Source organism: Rothia sp. SD9660Na (assembly GCF_030064065.1).
Classification (GTDB): domain Bacteria; phylum Actinomycetota; class Actinomycetes; order Actinomycetales; family Micrococcaceae; genus Rothia.
Window position 1 is genome coordinate 1,419,830 of sequence record NZ_CP125946.1, and the last position, 17,174, is coordinate 1,437,003.

At 61.8% G+C, this 17,174-nt stretch carries 16 protein-coding genes, 3 tRNA genes and 1 riboswitch; of the genes, 3 read left to right on the top strand and 16 right to left on the bottom strand.

What is annotated here, in order from left to right:
• Positions 1-51 precede the first annotated feature (51 nt).
• The 4 genes from QM007_RS06835 to pnuC all read right to left on the bottom strand — a co-directional run bounded on the left by QM007_RS06835 (position 52) and on the right by pnuC (position 3,935).
• The gene (locus tag QM007_RS06835) at positions 52-678 is read right to left on the bottom strand and encodes a GTP cyclohydrolase II (protein ID WP_283489278.1); all 627 of its coding nucleotides are present in this window, start codon (positions 676-678) and stop codon (positions 52-54) included.
• Positions 668-1,981, bottom strand: a complete 1,314-nt coding sequence (gene ribB, locus QM007_RS06840; RefSeq protein WP_283489279.1) for a 3,4-dihydroxy-2-butanone-4-phosphate synthase — start codon at positions 1,979-1,981, stop codon at positions 668-670. Before ribB ends, QM007_RS06835 begins: the two co-directional genes overlap by 11 nt.
• A gap of 161 nt (positions 1,982-2,142) precedes the next feature.
• On the bottom strand, positions 2,143-3,222 hold the full coding sequence (gene ribD / locus QM007_RS06845; RefSeq protein ID WP_283489280.1) for a bifunctional diaminohydroxyphosphoribosylaminopyrimidine deaminase/5-amino-6-(5-phosphoribosylamino)uracil reductase RibD: 1,080 nt from the start codon (positions 3,220-3,222) through the stop codon (positions 2,143-2,145).
• 2 nt (positions 3,223-3,224) lie between these two features.
• Positions 3,225-3,935, bottom strand: coding sequence for a nicotinamide riboside transporter PnuC (gene pnuC, locus QM007_RS06850; protein ID WP_283489281.1), 711 nt, complete (start codon positions 3,933-3,935; stop codon positions 3,225-3,227).
• 141 nt (positions 3,936-4,076) lie between these two features.
• Positions 4,077-4,210: riboswitch (FMN riboswitch) on the bottom strand.
• A gap of 183 nt (positions 4,211-4,393) precedes the next feature.
• Between pnuC and QM007_RS11145 the strand changes: the two genes are divergently transcribed.
• Together QM007_RS11145 and QM007_RS06860 are read left to right on the top strand one after the other, a co-directional pair.
• Complete coding sequence (locus tag QM007_RS11145; RefSeq protein WP_502949051.1) at positions 4,394-4,810, top strand: hypothetical protein; 417 nt, start codon at positions 4,394-4,396, stop codon at positions 4,808-4,810.
• A gap of 94 nt (positions 4,811-4,904) precedes the next feature.
• Positions 4,905-5,213, top strand: coding sequence for a hypothetical protein (locus QM007_RS06860; RefSeq protein WP_237223096.1), 309 nt, complete (start codon positions 4,905-4,907; stop codon positions 5,211-5,213).
• Between the two features lie 7 nt (positions 5,214-5,220).
• On the opposite strand, the gene QM007_RS06865 is transcribed toward QM007_RS06860, so the two are convergent.
• Together QM007_RS06865 and rpe are read right to left on the bottom strand one after the other, a co-directional pair.
• Positions 5,221-6,018, bottom strand: a complete 798-nt coding sequence (locus QM007_RS06865; protein WP_283489282.1) for a hypothetical protein — start codon at positions 6,016-6,018, stop codon at positions 5,221-5,223.
• A 6-nt stretch (positions 6,019-6,024) separates the two neighbouring features.
• The gene (gene rpe / locus QM007_RS06870; RefSeq protein ID WP_283489283.1) at positions 6,025-6,690 is read right to left on the bottom strand and encodes a ribulose-phosphate 3-epimerase; all 666 of its coding nucleotides are present in this window, start codon (positions 6,688-6,690) and stop codon (positions 6,025-6,027) included.
• A gap of 165 nt (positions 6,691-6,855) precedes the next feature.
• Between rpe and QM007_RS06875 the strand changes: the two genes are divergently transcribed.
• Complete coding sequence (locus QM007_RS06875; protein WP_502949099.1) at positions 6,856-8,211, top strand: Na+/H+ antiporter family protein; 1,356 nt, start codon at positions 6,856-6,858, stop codon at positions 8,209-8,211.
• A gap of 119 nt (positions 8,212-8,330) precedes the next feature.
• On the opposite strand, the gene QM007_RS06880 is transcribed toward QM007_RS06875, so the two are convergent.
• The 10 genes from QM007_RS06880 to QM007_RS06925 form a co-directional block, all read right to left on the bottom strand.
• Entirely contained in the window at positions 8,331-10,124 is a 1,794-nt protein-coding gene (locus QM007_RS06880) for an RsmB/NOP family class I SAM-dependent RNA methyltransferase (RefSeq protein WP_283489285.1), read from the bottom strand.
• Positions 10,121-11,047 carry a methionyl-tRNA formyltransferase gene (gene fmt / locus QM007_RS06885; protein WP_283489286.1) on the bottom strand — a complete coding sequence of 309 codons (927 nt, stop codon included), beginning with the start codon at positions 11,045-11,047 and terminating at the stop codon, positions 10,121-10,123. The genes QM007_RS06880 and fmt overlap by 4 nt, the downstream gene beginning before the upstream one ends.
• A 36-nt stretch (positions 11,048-11,083) precedes the next feature.
• Complete coding sequence (gene def / locus QM007_RS06890; protein WP_283489287.1) at positions 11,084-11,716, bottom strand: peptide deformylase; 633 nt, start codon at positions 11,714-11,716, stop codon at positions 11,084-11,086.
• 23 nt (positions 11,717-11,739) lie between these two features.
• On the bottom strand, positions 11,740-12,621 hold the full coding sequence (locus QM007_RS06895; protein ID WP_283489288.1) for a cytochrome: 882 nt from the start codon (positions 12,619-12,621) through the stop codon (positions 11,740-11,742).
• Positions 12,622-12,749: 128 nt separating this feature from the next.
• A complete protein-coding gene (locus QM007_RS06900) occupies positions 12,750-13,985 on the bottom strand; it encodes a CapA family protein (protein WP_283489289.1) in 1,236 nt (411 codons plus the stop codon).
• A 168-nt stretch (positions 13,986-14,153) separates the two neighbouring features.
• The gene (locus tag QM007_RS06905) at positions 14,154-14,936 is read right to left on the bottom strand and encodes an MOSC N-terminal beta barrel domain-containing protein (protein WP_283489290.1); all 783 of its coding nucleotides are present in this window, start codon (positions 14,934-14,936) and stop codon (positions 14,154-14,156) included.
• A gap of 82 nt (positions 14,937-15,018) precedes the next feature.
• Positions 15,019-15,090: transfer RNA gene (locus tag QM007_RS06910), tRNA-Val, on the bottom strand.
• A 1-nt stretch (position 15,091) separates the two neighbouring features.
• Positions 15,092-15,165 (bottom strand) — tRNA-Cys (locus tag QM007_RS06915).
• A gap of 49 nt (positions 15,166-15,214) precedes the next feature.
• Positions 15,215-15,287 (bottom strand) — tRNA-Gly (locus QM007_RS06920).
• A gap of 49 nt (positions 15,288-15,336) precedes the next feature.
• Entirely contained in the window at positions 15,337-17,001 is a 1,665-nt protein-coding gene (locus tag QM007_RS06925; protein ID WP_237204828.1) for an ABC-F family ATP-binding cassette domain-containing protein, read from the bottom strand.
• Positions 17,002-17,174: the final 173 nt, after the last annotated feature.

A 17,174-nucleotide genomic window follows, 5' to 3' on the forward strand; every position in this document is an offset into this window, starting at 1 on the left:
ATTGAGTGGTAAGGCATCACGGGCTCGCAGTGAGCGCGAGCCCGGGGGCCACTAGTAGTTGAGGATGTGGCGCATACGGTCGCGCTTGGTGGCCAGGTAGCGCTCGTTTTCAGGCCGGGGTGCAATCACGTCGGGCACCAGCCCGGTCACCTCCACCCCCAGGGCGGTCAGGGCCTCGGCCTTGGCCGGGTTGTTGGTCAGCAGGCGCACGCGGGTCAGCCCGGCTGCCTTCAAGATAGCGGACGCCTGGGTGTAGTCCCGTGCGTCAGCTGGGAAACCCAGGTGTAGGTTGGCGTCCAGAGTGTCGTCCCCAGCATCTTGCAGGGCGTAGGCACGGAGCTTATTGACCAGGCCGATGCCCCTGCCCTCGTGCCCGCGCAGGTACAGCACAGAGCCGCCCAGCTCCTGCACGGTGGCGAGGGCTTTTTCCAGTTGGGGCCCGCAGTCGCAGCGGTAGGACCCTAACAGATCCCCGGTAGCGCATTCGGAGTGGAGCCGAACCAGGTGATCCTGCCCGTCCTGCTCAGGTGTGAGGGGGCGTCCGTCCGCGCCGACTGCGGTGGCGAGCATGTGCTCGGTGCCGTCAGCAAACTCGTGGGCAGACACGGCGAAGGTGCCGTGAGGGGTGGGCACCAGCACCGGCTCGCTACTGGCTACCAGGATGTTTTTATCGCTCACCGTCGCGCTCCTGCAGGTAGGTGACCAGGTCAGCGATGGAAATCATGGGCATGTTGTGTTGGGTGGCGAAAGCGCGTAGGGCGTCGAAGCGCATCATGGTGCCGTCGTCGTTCACAATTTCAGAGATCACGCCGACCCCCGATAGGCCCGCGAGCCGGGAGAGCTCTACAGCGGCTTCGGTGTGGCCGGGGCGCTGGCGCACTCCCCCGTCGACTGCCCGTAGGGGCAGGACGTGGCCGGGGCGGGTCAGGTCACCAGCTGAGGACGCCGGGTCGGCAAGTACCTGCACGGTGCGGGCCCGGTCAGCGGCTGAGATGCCGGTGGTGACGCCGTCGCGGGCGTCACAAGTGACGGTGTAGGCTGTGCCCTTGGCGTCTTCGTTAACCTCGACCATGGGCGGCAGGTTCAGGGCATCTGCCCGGGCTGCGCTCATAGGGGCGCAGATAACGCCGGAGGTATAGCGGATGGTGAAGCCCATGAGTTCAGGGGTGGCGTGCTCGGCGGCGAAGATGATGTCGCCTTCGTTTTCGCGGTCTTCGTCATCGACCACAACGACGGCCCCGCCCCGGGCAATCTCGGCGATAGCGCGTTCGACGGAATCGAGGGCTGCAACCCGGTGCTGGGTTCCACCGCCGGCACTGCCCGGGGTAACACCAAGACCCGCCACTGAACCCGAGACAGCCAGAATACGTTGAACGTACTTGGCGAGGGCGTCGGTTTCGAGGTTGACGGTATCGCCCACGGTCAGCTCACCTAAGGTGGTGGCTTCGAGGGTGGCGGGAATGAGCCCCACCTCAAACCAGTGGGTGTCGGCCTGGGGGTGGGAGACGGCGGTAACGGTCAGCGACGCACCCGAAACAGTGATAGAACCCTTCTCGGTGAGGTGGGCTGCCATGTCCCGCGGCACGCGTACACGCACGGTACGCCAAGATTCGTGGTCTTCAACCTTGACCACTGTGCCCAGGCCGTCCACATGGCCCTGCACGACGTGACCGTCGAAGCGGCCGTCAGCTGGCATGCAGCGCTCAAGGTTGACGCGCGCGCCAGGGGCCAGCTGCCCCAGGTTGGTGCGGCGAAGGGTTTCACCCATCATGTCGGCGGCGAAGTAGCCCTCGGCTAGTTGGCGGGTGCGGGTGGCGGTCAGACAGACACCGTTGACGGCCAGGGAGCCGCCGTGCTCAAGGTCGTCGATAATCGGGCCCGCCTTGATCGTGACAACGGCTGATTCGATCCGGCCCGAGCTATCGAGTACAGGTTCAAGAGATTCTACGGTGCCGGTCGCGGCGATGATTCCGGTAAACATATGAAGTCTTTCAAAACTTATGAGATTTTCTGTGGGATAGGATGCGTGGCAGGCTCACGCTCGCTGCCGACCCTCTCGCTGGTTCGCTAGCGCTCACAAGCGATTCACGCCAGCCCCGAGCCAGCAGCTTCGCTGTGAGCCTGCCCCGCCTCCCAAAATCTCTACTGAGCAGGTACAAACCGGGTGCGGACGTCCGCTCCCGAGGTTTGCACTGCTGGGTGGTGGGTGAGGTGGTCGAGTTCCCAGCGTCCCACCTGGTTCAGGCTGGTGATTCCGAGGTCGCCCAGGGCTGGTTTTCCGGCGCCGAGCATCAGGGACGCTCGGTACCAGTAGAGTTCGTCGACCAGGTTGGCGCGCATAAAGGCGGTGATGAGGGTTGGCCCGCCTTCCAGGAGCAGATGCCGGACGCCCCGGGCGTAGAGTTCGGTGAGAGCCTGTTGGGGGTCGCGGGTTGGCAGGTGGACGGCCTTGCCGTCACCGATAGCGTCGGCAAGATGTCCGTCCGGTATCTGGCTAGTTCCCATCACCACGCGCAGGGGTTGTTGCTCGGCAAGCTGACCCTCGGGCGTCCTTGCGGTGAGCTGGGGGTTATCGGCCAGGGCGGTACCGGTGCCGACCATGATGGCGTCCGCGCGGGTGCGTAGGGTGTGGCCGTCGGCGCGGGCGTGCTCACCGGTGATCCACTGGCTGCTGCCATCTGCGGCTGCAACAAAACCGTCGAGGGAGCTGGCGATTTTAGCGGTGACGAAAGGGCGCCGCCCGGCAGCGGCTTCGAACCAGCGGGCGTTGAGGGCGTAGGCTTCGTCCTCAAGTACCCCGCCGCGCACGGTGATGCCTTGGGAGCACAGGTAGGTGGCTCCCCCTGCGGCGTGCTCGGTGGTGTCGGCGTAGGCGTAGGTGACCTCGGCGATACCGGCCTCGGCTATAGCAACTGAGCAGGGGCCGGTACGGCCGGTGTGGTTGCAGGGCTCTAGGGTAACGAACATGCGAGCCCCGCGCACGTCGATACCGGCTTCGCGCGCGTTTGCTAGGGCGTCGGCTTCAGCGTGGGGTGTGCCGGCGCCGCGGTGCCAGCCGGTAGCAAGCACCTGACCGGTGGCGTCCGCAATCACGGCACCCACCAGGGGGTTAGCCCCGCGCACGCCCTTGCGGGCGCTATCGAGGGCAAGCTGCATGGCTTGAGTGTCGGTGAGCTGGGTATCAGTGCGCGGCGCTTCAGGCAGATGGGCCTTGGGCGACATGCCTAGCGCACCTCTACGGTGGGGTCGGGGAAGCTGGTTTCAACTTCGACCTTGGCAGCCTCGCGGTTGCGGGTGCGCCACCAGACGAAGAAGCCGGTGAGGGTGAAGGCCCCGTAGAAGAGGTACATGAAGGCGCTGGCGTAGTAGCCTGCCGACCAGAGCAGGGGCACGCCGACCACGTCCACGGCGACCCAGACCAGCCAGAACTCTACCCAGCCCTTTGCCATGCCGTAGGTGGCCAGTAGGGAGCCGGTGAAGATCCAGGCGTCTGACCAGACCGGCTCGTAGGAGCCAAGGGCGCGGAAGATGGGGGTGAGCACCCCGGTGCCTACAGCCATGAAGGCGACCATGAAAGCTCGTTCGCGCCAGCTGGCCCACTGGGGCACGACCGCGGCCTGACCTGCGGCGCCGGTCTTGCGGGTTTGGTTCCAGCGGTACCAGCCCCAGATGGAGACGGCGATGAACATGATTTGTCGCCCGGCCTGCCCCAAAAGGTTAGCGGTACCGTAGGTTGACCCGAAGAGGGTACCCAAAAAGACGGTGAGTAGAAGCAGGTTGCCGAGAATGCCGACGGGCCAGGCCCAGACTTTGCGACGCATACCGCCGAGGGCTGATAGTAGGCCGAAGATGTTGCCAAGGACTTCGCGCACCAAGAGGGACTGGTTATCACCAATCGCAATTTGAGCGTCGAAGAGCCACCGCAAGAAATCCATAAAAAACTCCCAAAGCGAGTGGCTCCGGGAGAACAAATCGAGGGTACCCGGCGTTGGCTGGCTTCGGTGGGCGTCGGTGAGGACGCCGGTGGGCCAAGCAATCGGGTACGGCAGGTACCGCTAGGGGTACCTTACGGTTTGCTCGTGCTACCTTCCATCCAGACTGTACTGTCTGCCAAGGAATTTCACCTTGCAGGTATCAGGCACAGATGTGTGCCGTCAATTAGCGGGCTGTCACCGCAGGTTCGGATTTTCACCAGGTCCCGGAGCACGATATTTTTCTTTTACTCTTCAAGTTATAGCACGGTGGCGCTCGCAGGCCTATCTGGGGGTGCGGTGTCATATTGTGACTTATTGCCCGGAAGAGGGCTGGGGCAAGCCCGTAACAGGTTGAGCATTGGTACATTCGGTGAGACCTTACCCCGCCAATACCGCCGATCTAGTCTGCCCCAAAACCTATGTTGCCTCAGAATAAGCCCAGCTACCAGGCGTCCGCCCCCGAAGCCATGGACACCGAACAGCTCACCGCCACCCTCGCCCAACTACCCGTTACCCGCCGTCACGCCCGCCTGCTGGGGGTAACCGGCATCGGCTGGGCCCTGGATGCTATGGATATCGGTCTGGTCTCCTTCGTCATGGCCGCCCTGATTGCCTACTGGGGTATTAGCTCCGGGCAGGCGTCGCTGCTGGGCTCTATTAGCTTTCTGGGCATGGCCATCGGAGCGACCCTGAGCGGGCGGCTTCGGGCGGCTTGCCTCAATTACCGCTCCCCTGCTGGTGCCCGCCCTGCTACCGCTGGTGGGTGTAGCCGGTCTCTTTGTTCTCTTCGCCCTTGCCTTCTGCACCGCAGCTGGCTCAACCTTCCTACTTCCTGAAACTCGGGGCAGGCAGCTAGCCTAAGGCACCTACGCTGGCCGGAGTCGCTAGACTTGAGGGGAAACAAGCAAGATTTCGACCCTAAGGTGAGCTGTGTCTGACGCTAAACCCGCCAACATTCAAAAACGCGATACAACCTTCAAGCAGGAGCACGGTGCTGTGGCGCACCTGGTCAAGCGCAAGCCCCAGCAGGCCGTTGCCCGGGCTGTGAAGGGTGCCCAGAAACTACTGGACGAGGGCCAGGGTAAGCAGGCCCTAAACGTGCTCACCCTGGCTAAGCCGGTGCTGGCAGCAGGCTCAGAGGACGCCACTGCCTACTACACCATGCTCGCCACCATTCACCGCTCTATGGGCAATGAGCAGGCAGCCGAGCGGGCAGAACAGAACCTGCCCGCTGCCTAACAGCCTCTTAGCGACCACCGGTTAGCTGGTTCAGCAGTTCCTTCACGAAGGCCTCATTATCGATATCCCCTGCCTGCGCATAGTGCTCTGCTGACCGCACTAGGTGAGCCTGGGCAGCGTCCGCGTCCTCGCCCTGGGCCGTGACTAGAGCTAGCAGCTGGTAGGTTTCGCCCAAGAAGGCGTGGTCTTCCAGCTCACCGGCAAGGTCAAGGGCTTCGGCCAGCAGGGGGCGGGCGGCCTCCGTATCGCCTACCGCCAATAGCCCCTGGGCCTGAGCATTGCGCACGTGCATCAGCTGCACCGTGTGGTTGCCCATCTTGTAGAGGTCATAAGCCTGGGCCAGGTAATCCTGGGCTTGCGCTTCGTCCTGAGCCTGCCGGGCCAGCCCCGCCAGGGCCACCAGGTTGTGGGCCTGCCCCTCAGCATTACTCAGGGCTTCATAGCCACGCAGCCCCTGGGTGTACCAGGTTGTGGAGCGCTCAAAGTCGCCCAATTCAGCGTGCAGGGAACCCACCTCGGTGGCGAAGTCGGGCAGCTGCTCGGCATCAGGTTTAGCATCGGCCAGCAGGGCGTGGGCGCGCGTAACTTCTGTGAGAGCTGGCGCGAGATTCCCCAGGTCGCGGTTGACCTCGCTCAGAATTTTGAGGGCCAGAATCTGCCCGAAGACTTCGCTGGCGCTCTCAAAACCGCCCACGGCATTTTCAAGTGCGGGCAGGGCCTCGGTCAGCTGCCCAGCTGCAATAAGTTCCTGGGCGCGGGCGAGTTTACGATCGGCTTCTTCAAGGGGAGTTAGGTTCTGGGTCATGACGTCCTAGTGGTGGTGGGCGGACGCAGCAGCCCGCCGTAGGCCCGCAATAGCGGCTTTAGGGTCTTCGGTTCCATAGACAGAGGAACCGGCAACAAAGCAGGTAGCCCCTGCCTCTGCTGCGCGTACAATGGTTTCTTCGGTAATACCGCCGTCCACCTGCAGAATCACCTCGGCTCCGGAACCCTCAATCGCGGCAGCTGCCCGCTTGATTTTGGGCAGGGTGACGTCCAGGAAGGCCTGGCCGCCAAAGCCCGGTTCAACGGTCATAATCAACAGCATGTCGAGCTCACTGAGCATGTCCATGTAGGGTTCAACACCGGTGGCAGGGCGCAGGGCCATACCCACCTTAGCACCGCTTTCCCGCAGGGTACGGGCCAGTTTGATGGGAGCGATAGCGGCCTCAGCGTGGAAGGTCACCGACTCGCACCCAGCTTCAGCGTAGGCAGGGGCCCAACGGTCAGCATCCTCAATCATCAGGTGCACGTCAAAGGGGACGGGTGAGACCTCTTTGAGGCGCTTGACCACGGGCAGCCCCCAGGTCAGGTTGGGCACGAAGTGGCCGTCCATCACGTCGATGTGGGCGGCGTCAGCGGTCGAGATAGCGGTGAGCTCCTCCCCCAGTCGGGAGAAATCAGCGCTCAAAATAGAGGGGTTAATTAAGCAGGTCATGGGCGTCCTTTCATCGCTGGTCTACTACCCATCGTAGTGCCGTGCTCCCGGGCAAGCGAAAAGCAAGACCCATCACAGTCCAATGGGTGGTTTTCAGGAACACCCCGCGCCTAGAGAGGACTACACTTTAACGGTCTCTGACATATTTATTCAACGGTTAGGAAAATTATGAACTCGGTTCTGCTTGCGGTTCTGGTCATGCTCGCCCTCTCCGCAGCACGCGTACACGTCGTCCTCGCACTCTTCATCGGAGCTCTCGTGGGTGGCCTTCTCGGCGGGCTCGGACTGGACGGAACCATGGTCGCCTACCAGGAAGGCCTCTCCGGCGGCGCCATGCTGGCCCTCTCCTACGCCCTACTCGGTGCCTTCGCCATGGCGGTATCCAGCTCGGGCCTGCCCCAGCTCATCGCCAACGGCATCATTGCCAAGGTCGGCTCAGACAGCTCAGAGACCAACCGGCACATCGAATTCACCGTCAAGTGGATGCTGCTGGCCGGTATTCTAGCCATGTCAGTGATGTCGCAGAACCTCATCCCCGTTCATATCGCCTTCATTCCGCTGATTATCCCGCCCCTGCTGGCCGTCTTTAACCGCCTAAAGCTAGACCGCAGACTCATTGCCTGTGTGCTCACCTTCGGTTTGGTCACCACTTACATGTATGTGCCTGTCGGCTTTGGCGCGATCTTCCTGAACGATATTCTGCTGGGCAACATTGAACTGGCTGGCATGGATACCAGCGGTATCAACGTCATGGCCGCCATGGCTATCCCCGCCCTGGGTATGGTCATCGGCCTGCTCTTTGCCATCTTTGTTAGCTACCGTAAGCCCCGCGCCTACCAGACTGTCGATCTAGCTCCCACAGAGACAGCTACCACCGAGGTCAAGAAGTTCAAGGTCATCGTTGCGGTTGTTGCTATTATCGCCACCTTCCTGGTTCAGGTAGTCATGCAGGCTTTGGGCACCGAAGCTAACTCGCTGCTGGTCGGTGCCCTGGTCGGTCTGACCATCTTCATGGTCACCGGTGCGGTTAAGTGGAAGGAGGCCGACGACGTTTTTACCGCCGGTATGCGCATGATGGCCCTGATTGGCTTCATTATGATTTCAGCCCAGGGTTTCGCTGCCGTCATGGACGCCACCGGCGATGTCGCCCCCCTGGTTACTACCGTGGCTGACCTTTTTGCTGGCAACAAGGCGACTGCCGCTATAGCGATGCTGGTGGTGGGTCTGATTGTCACCATGGGCATTGGCTCGTCCTTCTCCACCCTGCCCATCATCACCACCATCTATGTGCCCCTCTGCCTGGCTCTGGGCTTCTCGCCCCTGGCTACCGTGGCTATTATCGGTACCGCCGGTGCCCTGGGGGACGCGGGCTCCCCCGCCTCAGACTCCACCCTGGGCCCAACCGCAGGTCTGAACGCGGACGGCCAGCACGACCACATCCGCGACTCGGTTATCCCCACCTTCCTCCACTTCAATATTCCTCTACTGATTGCAGGCTGGGTAGCGGCGATGGTGCTCTAGCGCCCAGCAAGGGGACCTGAAAACTAAAAAAGGACCGCATAATATGCGGTCCTTTTTTAGTTTTCAGGTCCCCTCGTGTTCAGTGGGGTGGCCATAAGTTTGCGGTGAGGACTGAGCGCCTAGTTCTTGCGGAAGAGGGCGAAGAACATGGCGTCAGTGCCGTGGATGTGCGGCCAGAGCTGGGCGGTCGTCGCTCCCTCAGCTAGGGTTGCGCCCTTGGGGGCCTCCGGGGTAAAGGCCGGGTCCAGTTCACCAGATAGAGCGGACGCCCCCGCCTCGTCCTTGCGGGCAACGGCCCGGAGTGCGGCACCGGAGTCCAGCAGGGTCACATCGACCTTGCGCAGAATGTCGTGCACGATGCTCTGGGTTTCAGCGGTGTGGGGTGAGCAGGTCACGTAGGCGATGAGACCGCCGGGGCGGGTCACCGAGGCAGCTGCCTTAAACAGGTCGAGCTGCAGAGGCAGCAGCTCGGCGATATCGCGGGGGCTCTTGCGCCAGCGGGCTTCGGGGCGGCGGCGCAGGGCGCCCAGGCCGGAGCAGGGCACATCGACCATCACACGGTCAAAGCGCACATCGGCAGGCATACTCTCGGGCAGGTTGGTACCCGCAGCGACGGTGCGCTCAATCTGGCGGCCGTCACCGGCTATCACCGAGTAGGAGGCAGACGGCAGCGGGGCCAGGGATCGACGCACCAGCTCAGCTCGGTGGTCGGCGGCTTCATTCGCCAGCAGGCGGGCACCGCGCTGGGTGCCCAGGGCACCGAGCAGGGCGGCCTTACCGCCGGGCCCGGCGCAGAGGTCAAGCCAGTTGTTGTCGCTGCCCTCAAGCGGGGCATCAGCCAGGGCGCGGGCAACCAGCTGGGAGCCGGCGTCCTGGGCACGTACAACTCCCTCCCGCACCGATTCAAGGCGGGCCAAATCGCCTGCCGAGTAGAGGGCGGAACCCTCGACCAGGGGGCCCTCCTCGGCACCGGCGGCGCGGGCTTCGTCAAGAGTTCCCAGGCCCGGCAGAGCCACCAGGTTGACCACGGGTGAGGCGTTATCGGCATCCAATAGGGCCTCAACCTCACCAGGGTTACGGCCGTGGGCCGCCAGAGCCTGACGGAAGGACCGCACCACCCAGGCCGGGTGGGACTTTTCCAGCGCCAGCCGGGTCAGCTCATCGGGAGCCTCATCGACAATCAGGGCGTACCAGTCTTCCGGGGTGCGCTCAGAGACCCGGCGCAGCACGGCGTTGACAAAGTTAGCCGGGCCGGTGCCGATCTCAGCCCGGGCCAGGGCAACTGTCTGGTTGAGGGCGGCATGATCGGGCACGCGCATGGCCAGCAGCTGGTGTACGCCCAGACGCAACACCAGCAGGATCTTGGTGCCGATTTTCGCCACAGGGCGGTCAACGCAGTGAGCCAGAATCGCGTCGTAGGTACCCTGGTTGCGCAGGGTGCCGTAGGTCAGCTCGGTGGCAAAGCCAGCGTCCCGGGCATCCAGCCGGGCAGAGCGAATCGCCTTGGGCAGCACCAGGTTAGCGTAGGAGTCGTCCAGGGCAACAGCGCTTAGCACCTCGAAGGCGACTGCACGGGCCCTATCTGCTGTGCGGGCACGCTGGGAGGGAGCGGACGCCGAAAACGCCCGGTCCTTCACCGCCTTACGGTTGCGCTCGTGCCCCTTGGAGTTGCGGCGGGTCTCTCCCCCACCACCTTGCTTGGCCTGGGGCTCACCACCGGGGTTGCGGTTGCCGCGGGAGCCGCGGGGGTTAGGGGTGCCCCCGGGCTGCCCCTGCTGGGTACGGTCGTCGCGTTTTCGGGCCCCGCTTCTGCCCTGGCCAGCTCGGTTAGCGCCGGAGCGGTTAGCTCCAGCCCGGCCTTTACCGCTGTTAGATCGGCCGCCTGAACCGCGTCCGCCTGCATTCATGCTCATACCAGCACCACTTTCCCTTCTGCCAGGGCGGTGCCCTGACCGCGCGCCCAATCGGCGGCGTTCATCATTTTCTTACCAGCAGGCTGCACCTGGGTCAGTTCAAGAGCCCCATCAGCACAGGTGACGGCCACCTTTTTACCGGCCCAGAAGAGGGTTCCGGGATTACCGGTCGGAGCTAGGTCAAGTGCCCGCACCATTCCGAGCTTGAAGCGAGCGCCATCGAGTTCAGCCCAGGCACCGGGTTCAGGGATGACCCCGCGCACCTGAGCGATAATCTCAGCGGACGGGCGGGTAAAGTCCACTTTCCCGTCGGCGATGGTGAGCTTGGCTGCGTGGGTGGCGTCGCCGGTCTGCGGGGTACCGGTAGCGCCGGCAGCGATATCGTCAAAGGTCGCAGCCAGCAGGGAACCACCGGTTGTGGCCAGACGGTTCAGTATATCCCCGGCGGTATCGAGCTCCCCTACCGTGGCTGATTCAGAGCGGAAAACCGGGCCGGTATCGAGACCGGCATCAATGCGGAAGGTGTTGGAGAAAATCTCGGTTTCCCCCGCCATCAGGGCCCGCTGCACGGGGGCGGCCCCGCGCCAGGCCGGCAGCTGGGAAAAGTGCAGGTTAATCCAGCCCTGGGGCAGCAGGTCGAGAGCGCTTTGCGGCAGCAGGACGCCGAAGGCCACCACCGCCGCAACATCGGCACCCAGCTGGGCGACGGCGTCCGCAACCTCATCAGACCAGCGGTTGGCCTTAATGATGGGCAGGCCCAGCTCCTGGGCGCGGGCTGCCACCGGCGAAGGGGTGAGCACCCGCTTGCGGCCCACGGGGGCGTCCTCGCGGGTGAGAACCCCCACCACCTCGTAGCCTGCCTCCAGCAGGCCGTTCAAGGGCGCGATGGCAACCTCCGGGGTACCGGCGTAGAGAACCTTCATGCTTACCTTTCCACTCAAACTTAAGAACCAGCAGGTTTAGATGCCAAAAGCGCCGGGCTTCTTACCGGCAGGCTGCTGGGCCCCGCCGGTCGGGCTAGCCGCGCCGAAGGAACCGCCCAGGGCACCGAAACCCGATGACGTCTTGGCAGCGCGTTCACCCTGAACAGCAGCGGCTACCTGGTTGTAGTCGGCCTGGCGGATCTTGCGCCAGATATTTTTCTTGTCTTCGCCCTCGACCCGGTCGATGAACATGGTGCCGTAGAGGTGGTCGGTTTCGTGCTGGAGCATGCGGGCAAAGAGCCCCTCACCCTCGTAGACCACCGGCTCACCCTTGCAGTTCACGCCGGTCACGCGCGCCCAGTTCTTGCGCGGGGTGGCAGCCGACAGACCCGGTACCGACAGGCAGCCCTCGCCGCCCTCCTGGGGTTCGTCCCCCACCTCAAGTACGGGGTTGATGATGTGCCCCTCGCGGCCGTCAATATTGCCGAAGGTGAAGATGCGCTTAGAGATACCCACCTGGGGCCCAGCTAGACCTACGCCCTCAACGTCGTACATGGTTTCAAGCATGTCGGCCACTAGTTTTTCCAGGTCTGCGTCAAATACGGTGATATCGTCGCACTCGGTGCGTAGCACGGGGTCGCCTACGGTGCGAATGGGCAGAATAGTCATGCTTCTCTTTCTCGTCGGTGAGGTTAGGACGCCGCTGCGTCGGGTAGGTCTGTTCCGGTAGCTGCCGGGGGCGGAACTACCGGCATGAGGGAGTCTTCGGGGGTTTCGGAGAGGTCGCGGTTGAGGTCCCAGACCCGTTTGAGGGCGCAGAACTTGTACCAGTTACGTTCTAGTACCCGGGGGTTGGCCTGCTGGGGTACCACCTGGGTTTCGCCCAGGGCAACGCCCATGAGGATGCTCGCTCCCCCGTGTTGCCAGGGTTCCCAGCTGCCGTGTTCAGCGTCAACCAGCGCTTCTTCTGCTTTGACACCGGCGACCAGCTGCATGACCACTTTATCGTCCAGGGGTTTGACCCGCCCCTTCCGGTCGGTCCCCTTGGTCTTGTAGTCAATAATGCAGGTATGCCCGGCTATCTCGGCCACCAGGTCGAGGGTGCCCGCGTAGCCAACCGTCTCGTTCCAGATGGTGACTTCGGTAGCCAGGGGCTTGGGCCGGTAAAGGTCCCACCACTCATCGAAGCGGTCGGCATAGGCCTGCTCGCCGTGGGCAATGAGGTTCTCCCGGTAGCCCTCCACTTCGTGGGGCAGCCCCATAGCGCGCAGGGCAACCTGCTCTGCATAGTTGTGCACACGATCCCCCCGCGCCGCCGCTGCGTCGCGGTAGCGTTCCGAGGCGGCTGCGGCGTCCCGAATCACCGCGAACTTGAGCCCGGCTGAGCTGGTGGCCCGGTAAGACCGCTGGTCTTCCAGGGCGGCCTTGGCCGCCATATAGCCGTGCCAACCCGAGAGGTCGTTAGCCTGCTGCCCAATCACCGTGGTAATCGAGGGAACCAGTAGCTCCCCGCCGACCGTGCGCGCGTACATGCGACCGTGGTCGGTTGCTGACGCTAGCATGGGTGTGGTCACGCGGCCGTCCTGACGTCGGGGAAAAAATCGAAAAAGCGCCCAGCCTTCTCAGCTCTATTTGGCGCTCTATCGATTATACGCGTCTGCTCTGCCAAGTACGAGAGGGCCGATAGGTTAGACCGCTTACCCTAGCTCCACTGGCGGGCACCGGCTTCAGCAGCCCCCATAGACTCAACAATCTGCTGGACGCGGGCATTGGACTGCTGGGCGTAATCTTCATCGACACAGTCGGAGGCAGGACGACTGGGTGAGGTGATGCAGTAGCGATAGGACGGGGAGTCGACCATGGTGCTAGAGACCCAGCGCAGGTCGCGCACCTGCCAGGTGCCGTCCTCCCCTCGCTCAAAGATGGGGTTGACCATAATTCCCTCGTTGTTGGCAACGTAGGAGGGTGAAAGCTCGGTGAGGTTATTCCCCATACCGTAGACAATCCAGGTGTCCTTGTAGTATTCGATGGGCTGCACGGCGTGGGCATGCTGGCCGACAATCAGGTTGAACTGCCCTGAATCAACGAGGGCATGCGCTACCTCTACCTGCTGGGCTGAGGGTTCATGCACATACTCATCACCGGCGTGCATATTGGCAATGACTAGGTTAGCCCCTTCCGCCCGGGCTCGGGCTGCCTTAGCTATCATGGCTTGGGGGTCGAGCATATCAACTTGCCAGGAGTGTTCAGGCACATATCCATTAAGCCCGTAGGTGCCGGTAATCACGGCGACCTTCGCACCGTTGGCAGTGGTGAAGATATCGGGCTGTTCAGCTTCTTCTTCGGTCAGCGAGGTGCCGGTAACGCCCATACCGGCCGCCTCAACCGCACGATAAGTTCGCTCTAGGCCCTCAGTACCCTGGTCGAACGAATGGTTAGAGGCCGTCATGCAGACGTCCCACCCGGTGTCCGCTGCGGCCGTCAGAATCTGGGGCGGCACACTAAAGTTGGGGTAGCCAAAAAAGGGGCCCTCTTCGGTGGCAACCACTGTTTCCATCTGGCAGACCGCCAAATCTGCGCGGTCCAGGTAGGGCTTCTGCTCGCTGATGAGGGGTCTAAAATCCAGGCCCGAGCTACCTGCTGCTGCCGCATCGGCTTCAGCCTGACCCCAGAGCATGTTGTGCATGAGAAAATCACCGGTGAAGAGCAGGGAGACGCAGTCTGCCTCGCCGCAGGCTCCCCCGGCGGCTGACGTGGTCAGGGCACCAGATTCGCTGGTCTGCCCTGCTTCCCCGGAGGCTACCTGCCCCTGCTCGCTCTGCTGGACGGCGGCGTCCGCCCCGCTACTTTCCGTAGTCTGCGAGCCGGTCTGCTGCGAGCTACAGCCTGCCAGGGCCAGGGCGCTTAGGGAGAGGAAGACTAGAAGGCGACGATACACGGTGGGGTCCTTTCAGCGGTTTGTTACCAACACCACCCTACCTAAAAGTGCCGCCGCAGGGCATACATTGTTACCAGATGTCCATACCAGCCAGAGCGTAGGTTAAGCCCCCCCCACCCTGCAACTCGATGGACGTTACTGTAGCACCATGCAGCTCATTGGGTAGGGTCAGGTAGATATGAGACTCGCGTATATACCCGCCGTTGGCTCACCGCGCTGGTTTCTGGGCCGGTAGGAGGCCAAGAGCTTGAGAAACCTGGCTGTGCGCTGGCCGGTTTCTGGCTGGTAGTCAATCACAGCACATCTGCCGATACCTTCACCGGCAACAAGCTGCAGACCGTGCAACTCAGCCGGCATGCCGCATCCTGCCTGGAGGGTAAGCGTTGTCCCCTGCCACCTATCTTCGATATAGGGCGTTGAGGTTTCGACCACCAGGTTACAGCGTAGCCTGGTCCCTATCTCATCCGGGTTCGGCGGCTGTTCAGGGTTCATCTGGCGGGCGATCTCGGCCAGGGTGGCGGTGCCGATGAGCGAGAAGGCCCCGGCGTACACCAGGTTCTGCCGGGGCGCGAAGGCCAGGGCCACGGGCTTTCCTAGGTAGGCGCTGAGGGCTCCGTTGACCGGGTCGTCGTAGACCGCAAGCTGCTTCTCTGCGCCCCAGGAAGTGAAGGTGCTGGTGGCAGCTTCGTTAAGGGCGGGGACGGTGTAGCCGCCTGCCCCGGGTATGTGCAGGGTAAGTTCCGTCCCGTCCCCGTCAATGATGAGGTCTGTGGTAATGCCCATCAGAGAGGGGTTAGTAACAGTTCGGAGCACGGCGCGCTCAGCAGGTGAAACCAGGGCCCAGCGGCGGTTATAGAGGGGGCCGGACGCGCTGAACTCAGCTGTAGTGCGTGCCTGATGGCGAGCACCTTTGAGGGGGCTGTAGCCAAAGTGGGTAACGGTCAGGTGCATGGTTCTAGTCTTGCACAGTATGTTCTGATGATGCGGGGTAAGCAAAAGGCTCCCTGGCCGAAGCCGGGGAGCCTTTCTCTTGTGCGCGATACTGGGATCGAACCAGTGACCCCTTCCATGTCAAGGAAGTGCGCTACCGCTGCGCCAATCGCGCGTGGAGGTGAGGACGGGATTCGAACCCGCGTACACGGTTTTGCAGACCGTTGCCTAACCACTCGACCACCCCACCACACGCTCAGACCGTGGTCTGAGTTGCGAAAACGAGTTGTTTTCGAGAGAGCGGTTGACGAGACTTGAACTCGCGACATCCACCTTGGCAAGGTGGTGCTCTACCAACTGAGCTACAACCGCAACTCGAATAACTATACACAAGGGTAGGTGGTCTTTCAACCTGGCGAGACTATTGCAGGTGCACTTCTTGCCAGTCATTTACCTTGGAAAGAAGGTACCGGTCATGAGTTGCGACAACAACACTCGACTGGGTTCCCCTGAGATGGGGTATAAGTTGGTCGAGCAGGGTCATTGATAGGTGGTTGGTCGGCTCATCGAGCAGCAGGACGTGAGGACGTTGAGCTATAGTGACTGCCAGGTGGAGTCTCCTTTGCTGGCCAGCGGAAAGCTGCCCAACACGGGTGGTACGCGCTTCGGTGGCCAGTAAACCCAGGCTTTCTAGAGTCGGTGTGTCCGAATACTCCGCGTAGGTACCTGTTTGAATGAGGGTCTGCCGATACACATCTTCTGGGGTTAGCTCTGGGTTCCACTGGGGCACCTCTTGCGACAATAGGGCTATCTTCACCTCAGGAGCTACGGTCACACTGCCGCTTGTGGGGGCCAACTCCCCTGCCAGCATGGAAATCAAGGTTGATTTACCGGCCCCGTTTCCACCGGTCACCACGATTTTTTGCCCGGTCCTTAGCGATAAGCTAACGCCATGGGCACTGCGCCCCAGGTATGCGATATCGTTAGCTTCAAGCAGTAGCTTTTCTTTCTCAATTCGCACCTCTGGGTACTGCAGAATACTCGGGGGCTCAGGAACTTCAATGCGATAGCTTTCCAGCTCGTTGAGACGTTGCTTGAACGCTTTGACATGGCTAGCAGCTCGCGTAGCTCGCTGATGCTTTCCCGTCCCCTTGGGCGGCCGCCACCCTGTGTGCAACCTAGCCCCTGCCTCTTCAACCGCCTGTTTCAGTTCTTCTGTGCGGTTGATATGGTCTTGATAGGTTTTCTCCCACGCAATACGGTCTTTTCGTTTTCCCTTCTGCCACCCTTTGTAGCCACCAGAGTAGACCTGGGGCACCCCTTGTAATGACGGGTCAAGATCGCAGAAAGTCTGCGCAACGTCAACCAGGAGTTGCCGGTCATGGCTGACTACCGCAAATCCACCCTTTAGCTCCTGCAGGGACTGAGTCAGGAATTCAATCGACTCTCTATCTAAATGATTGGTTGGCTCATCGAGTAGAAGTACATCTGCCCCTGCGCCGAGAAGCACAGCAAGCCTCACCCTGTACCTCTGGCCCACCGACAGGGTGCTAAGGTTTCGGGATCGGTCTGCACACGCTTTTAGTCCGTGGAGCGCTTGATCGATTTTTCTGTCAACATCCCATGCTTCCAGTGCACTAGCTTTTTCTAGCGCTTGAGCGTAGGCAGCCTCTGCACCCTCATGTCCAAGCGCGAGTAATTCTGATGCTCTGTCGAGGTCTGCAAGTGCTGCGTGTGCATGCTGAGTGGATAGTTTGATAAGCTCGCCTACAGTTTGATGGTCGACCAATGCCATATCCTGCCCAACAAAAGCGATTGTCCCCTGAGATGCCACTTCACCCAGGTCGGGGTTTTCTAGGCCTGACAGTATTTTGAGCAGGGTGCTTTTCCCTGTACCGTTCTCTCCAACGACCGCCATCTTGGTATGTGCCGATATTGTCAGGTTTAAATCTGAGAACAGTAATTTTCCGCCTCTAGTGGCGGAGATGTTTTCTGCCTTGATGTGTGCAGTGGCGGATGTTCCGCTCTGGTGAGTAACAAAGCCTAATGTTTGAGGTTCTTCGGAGTGACGTTTGTTGTTTCGCATATTCTCTCTAGTCCGTTGAGGGTACGACTATGTACCCGTTCATCTGGGGTGATGGAACGGCGGCTGAAGAGATTGAACCCTAGGTGTAAGCCGCCTTTAGCGGCGGGTCCAGGGCTTAGCGATAGCTGCTGCGAAATACATGGTGAACACTCTATCAAGTGGTAGATATCGAT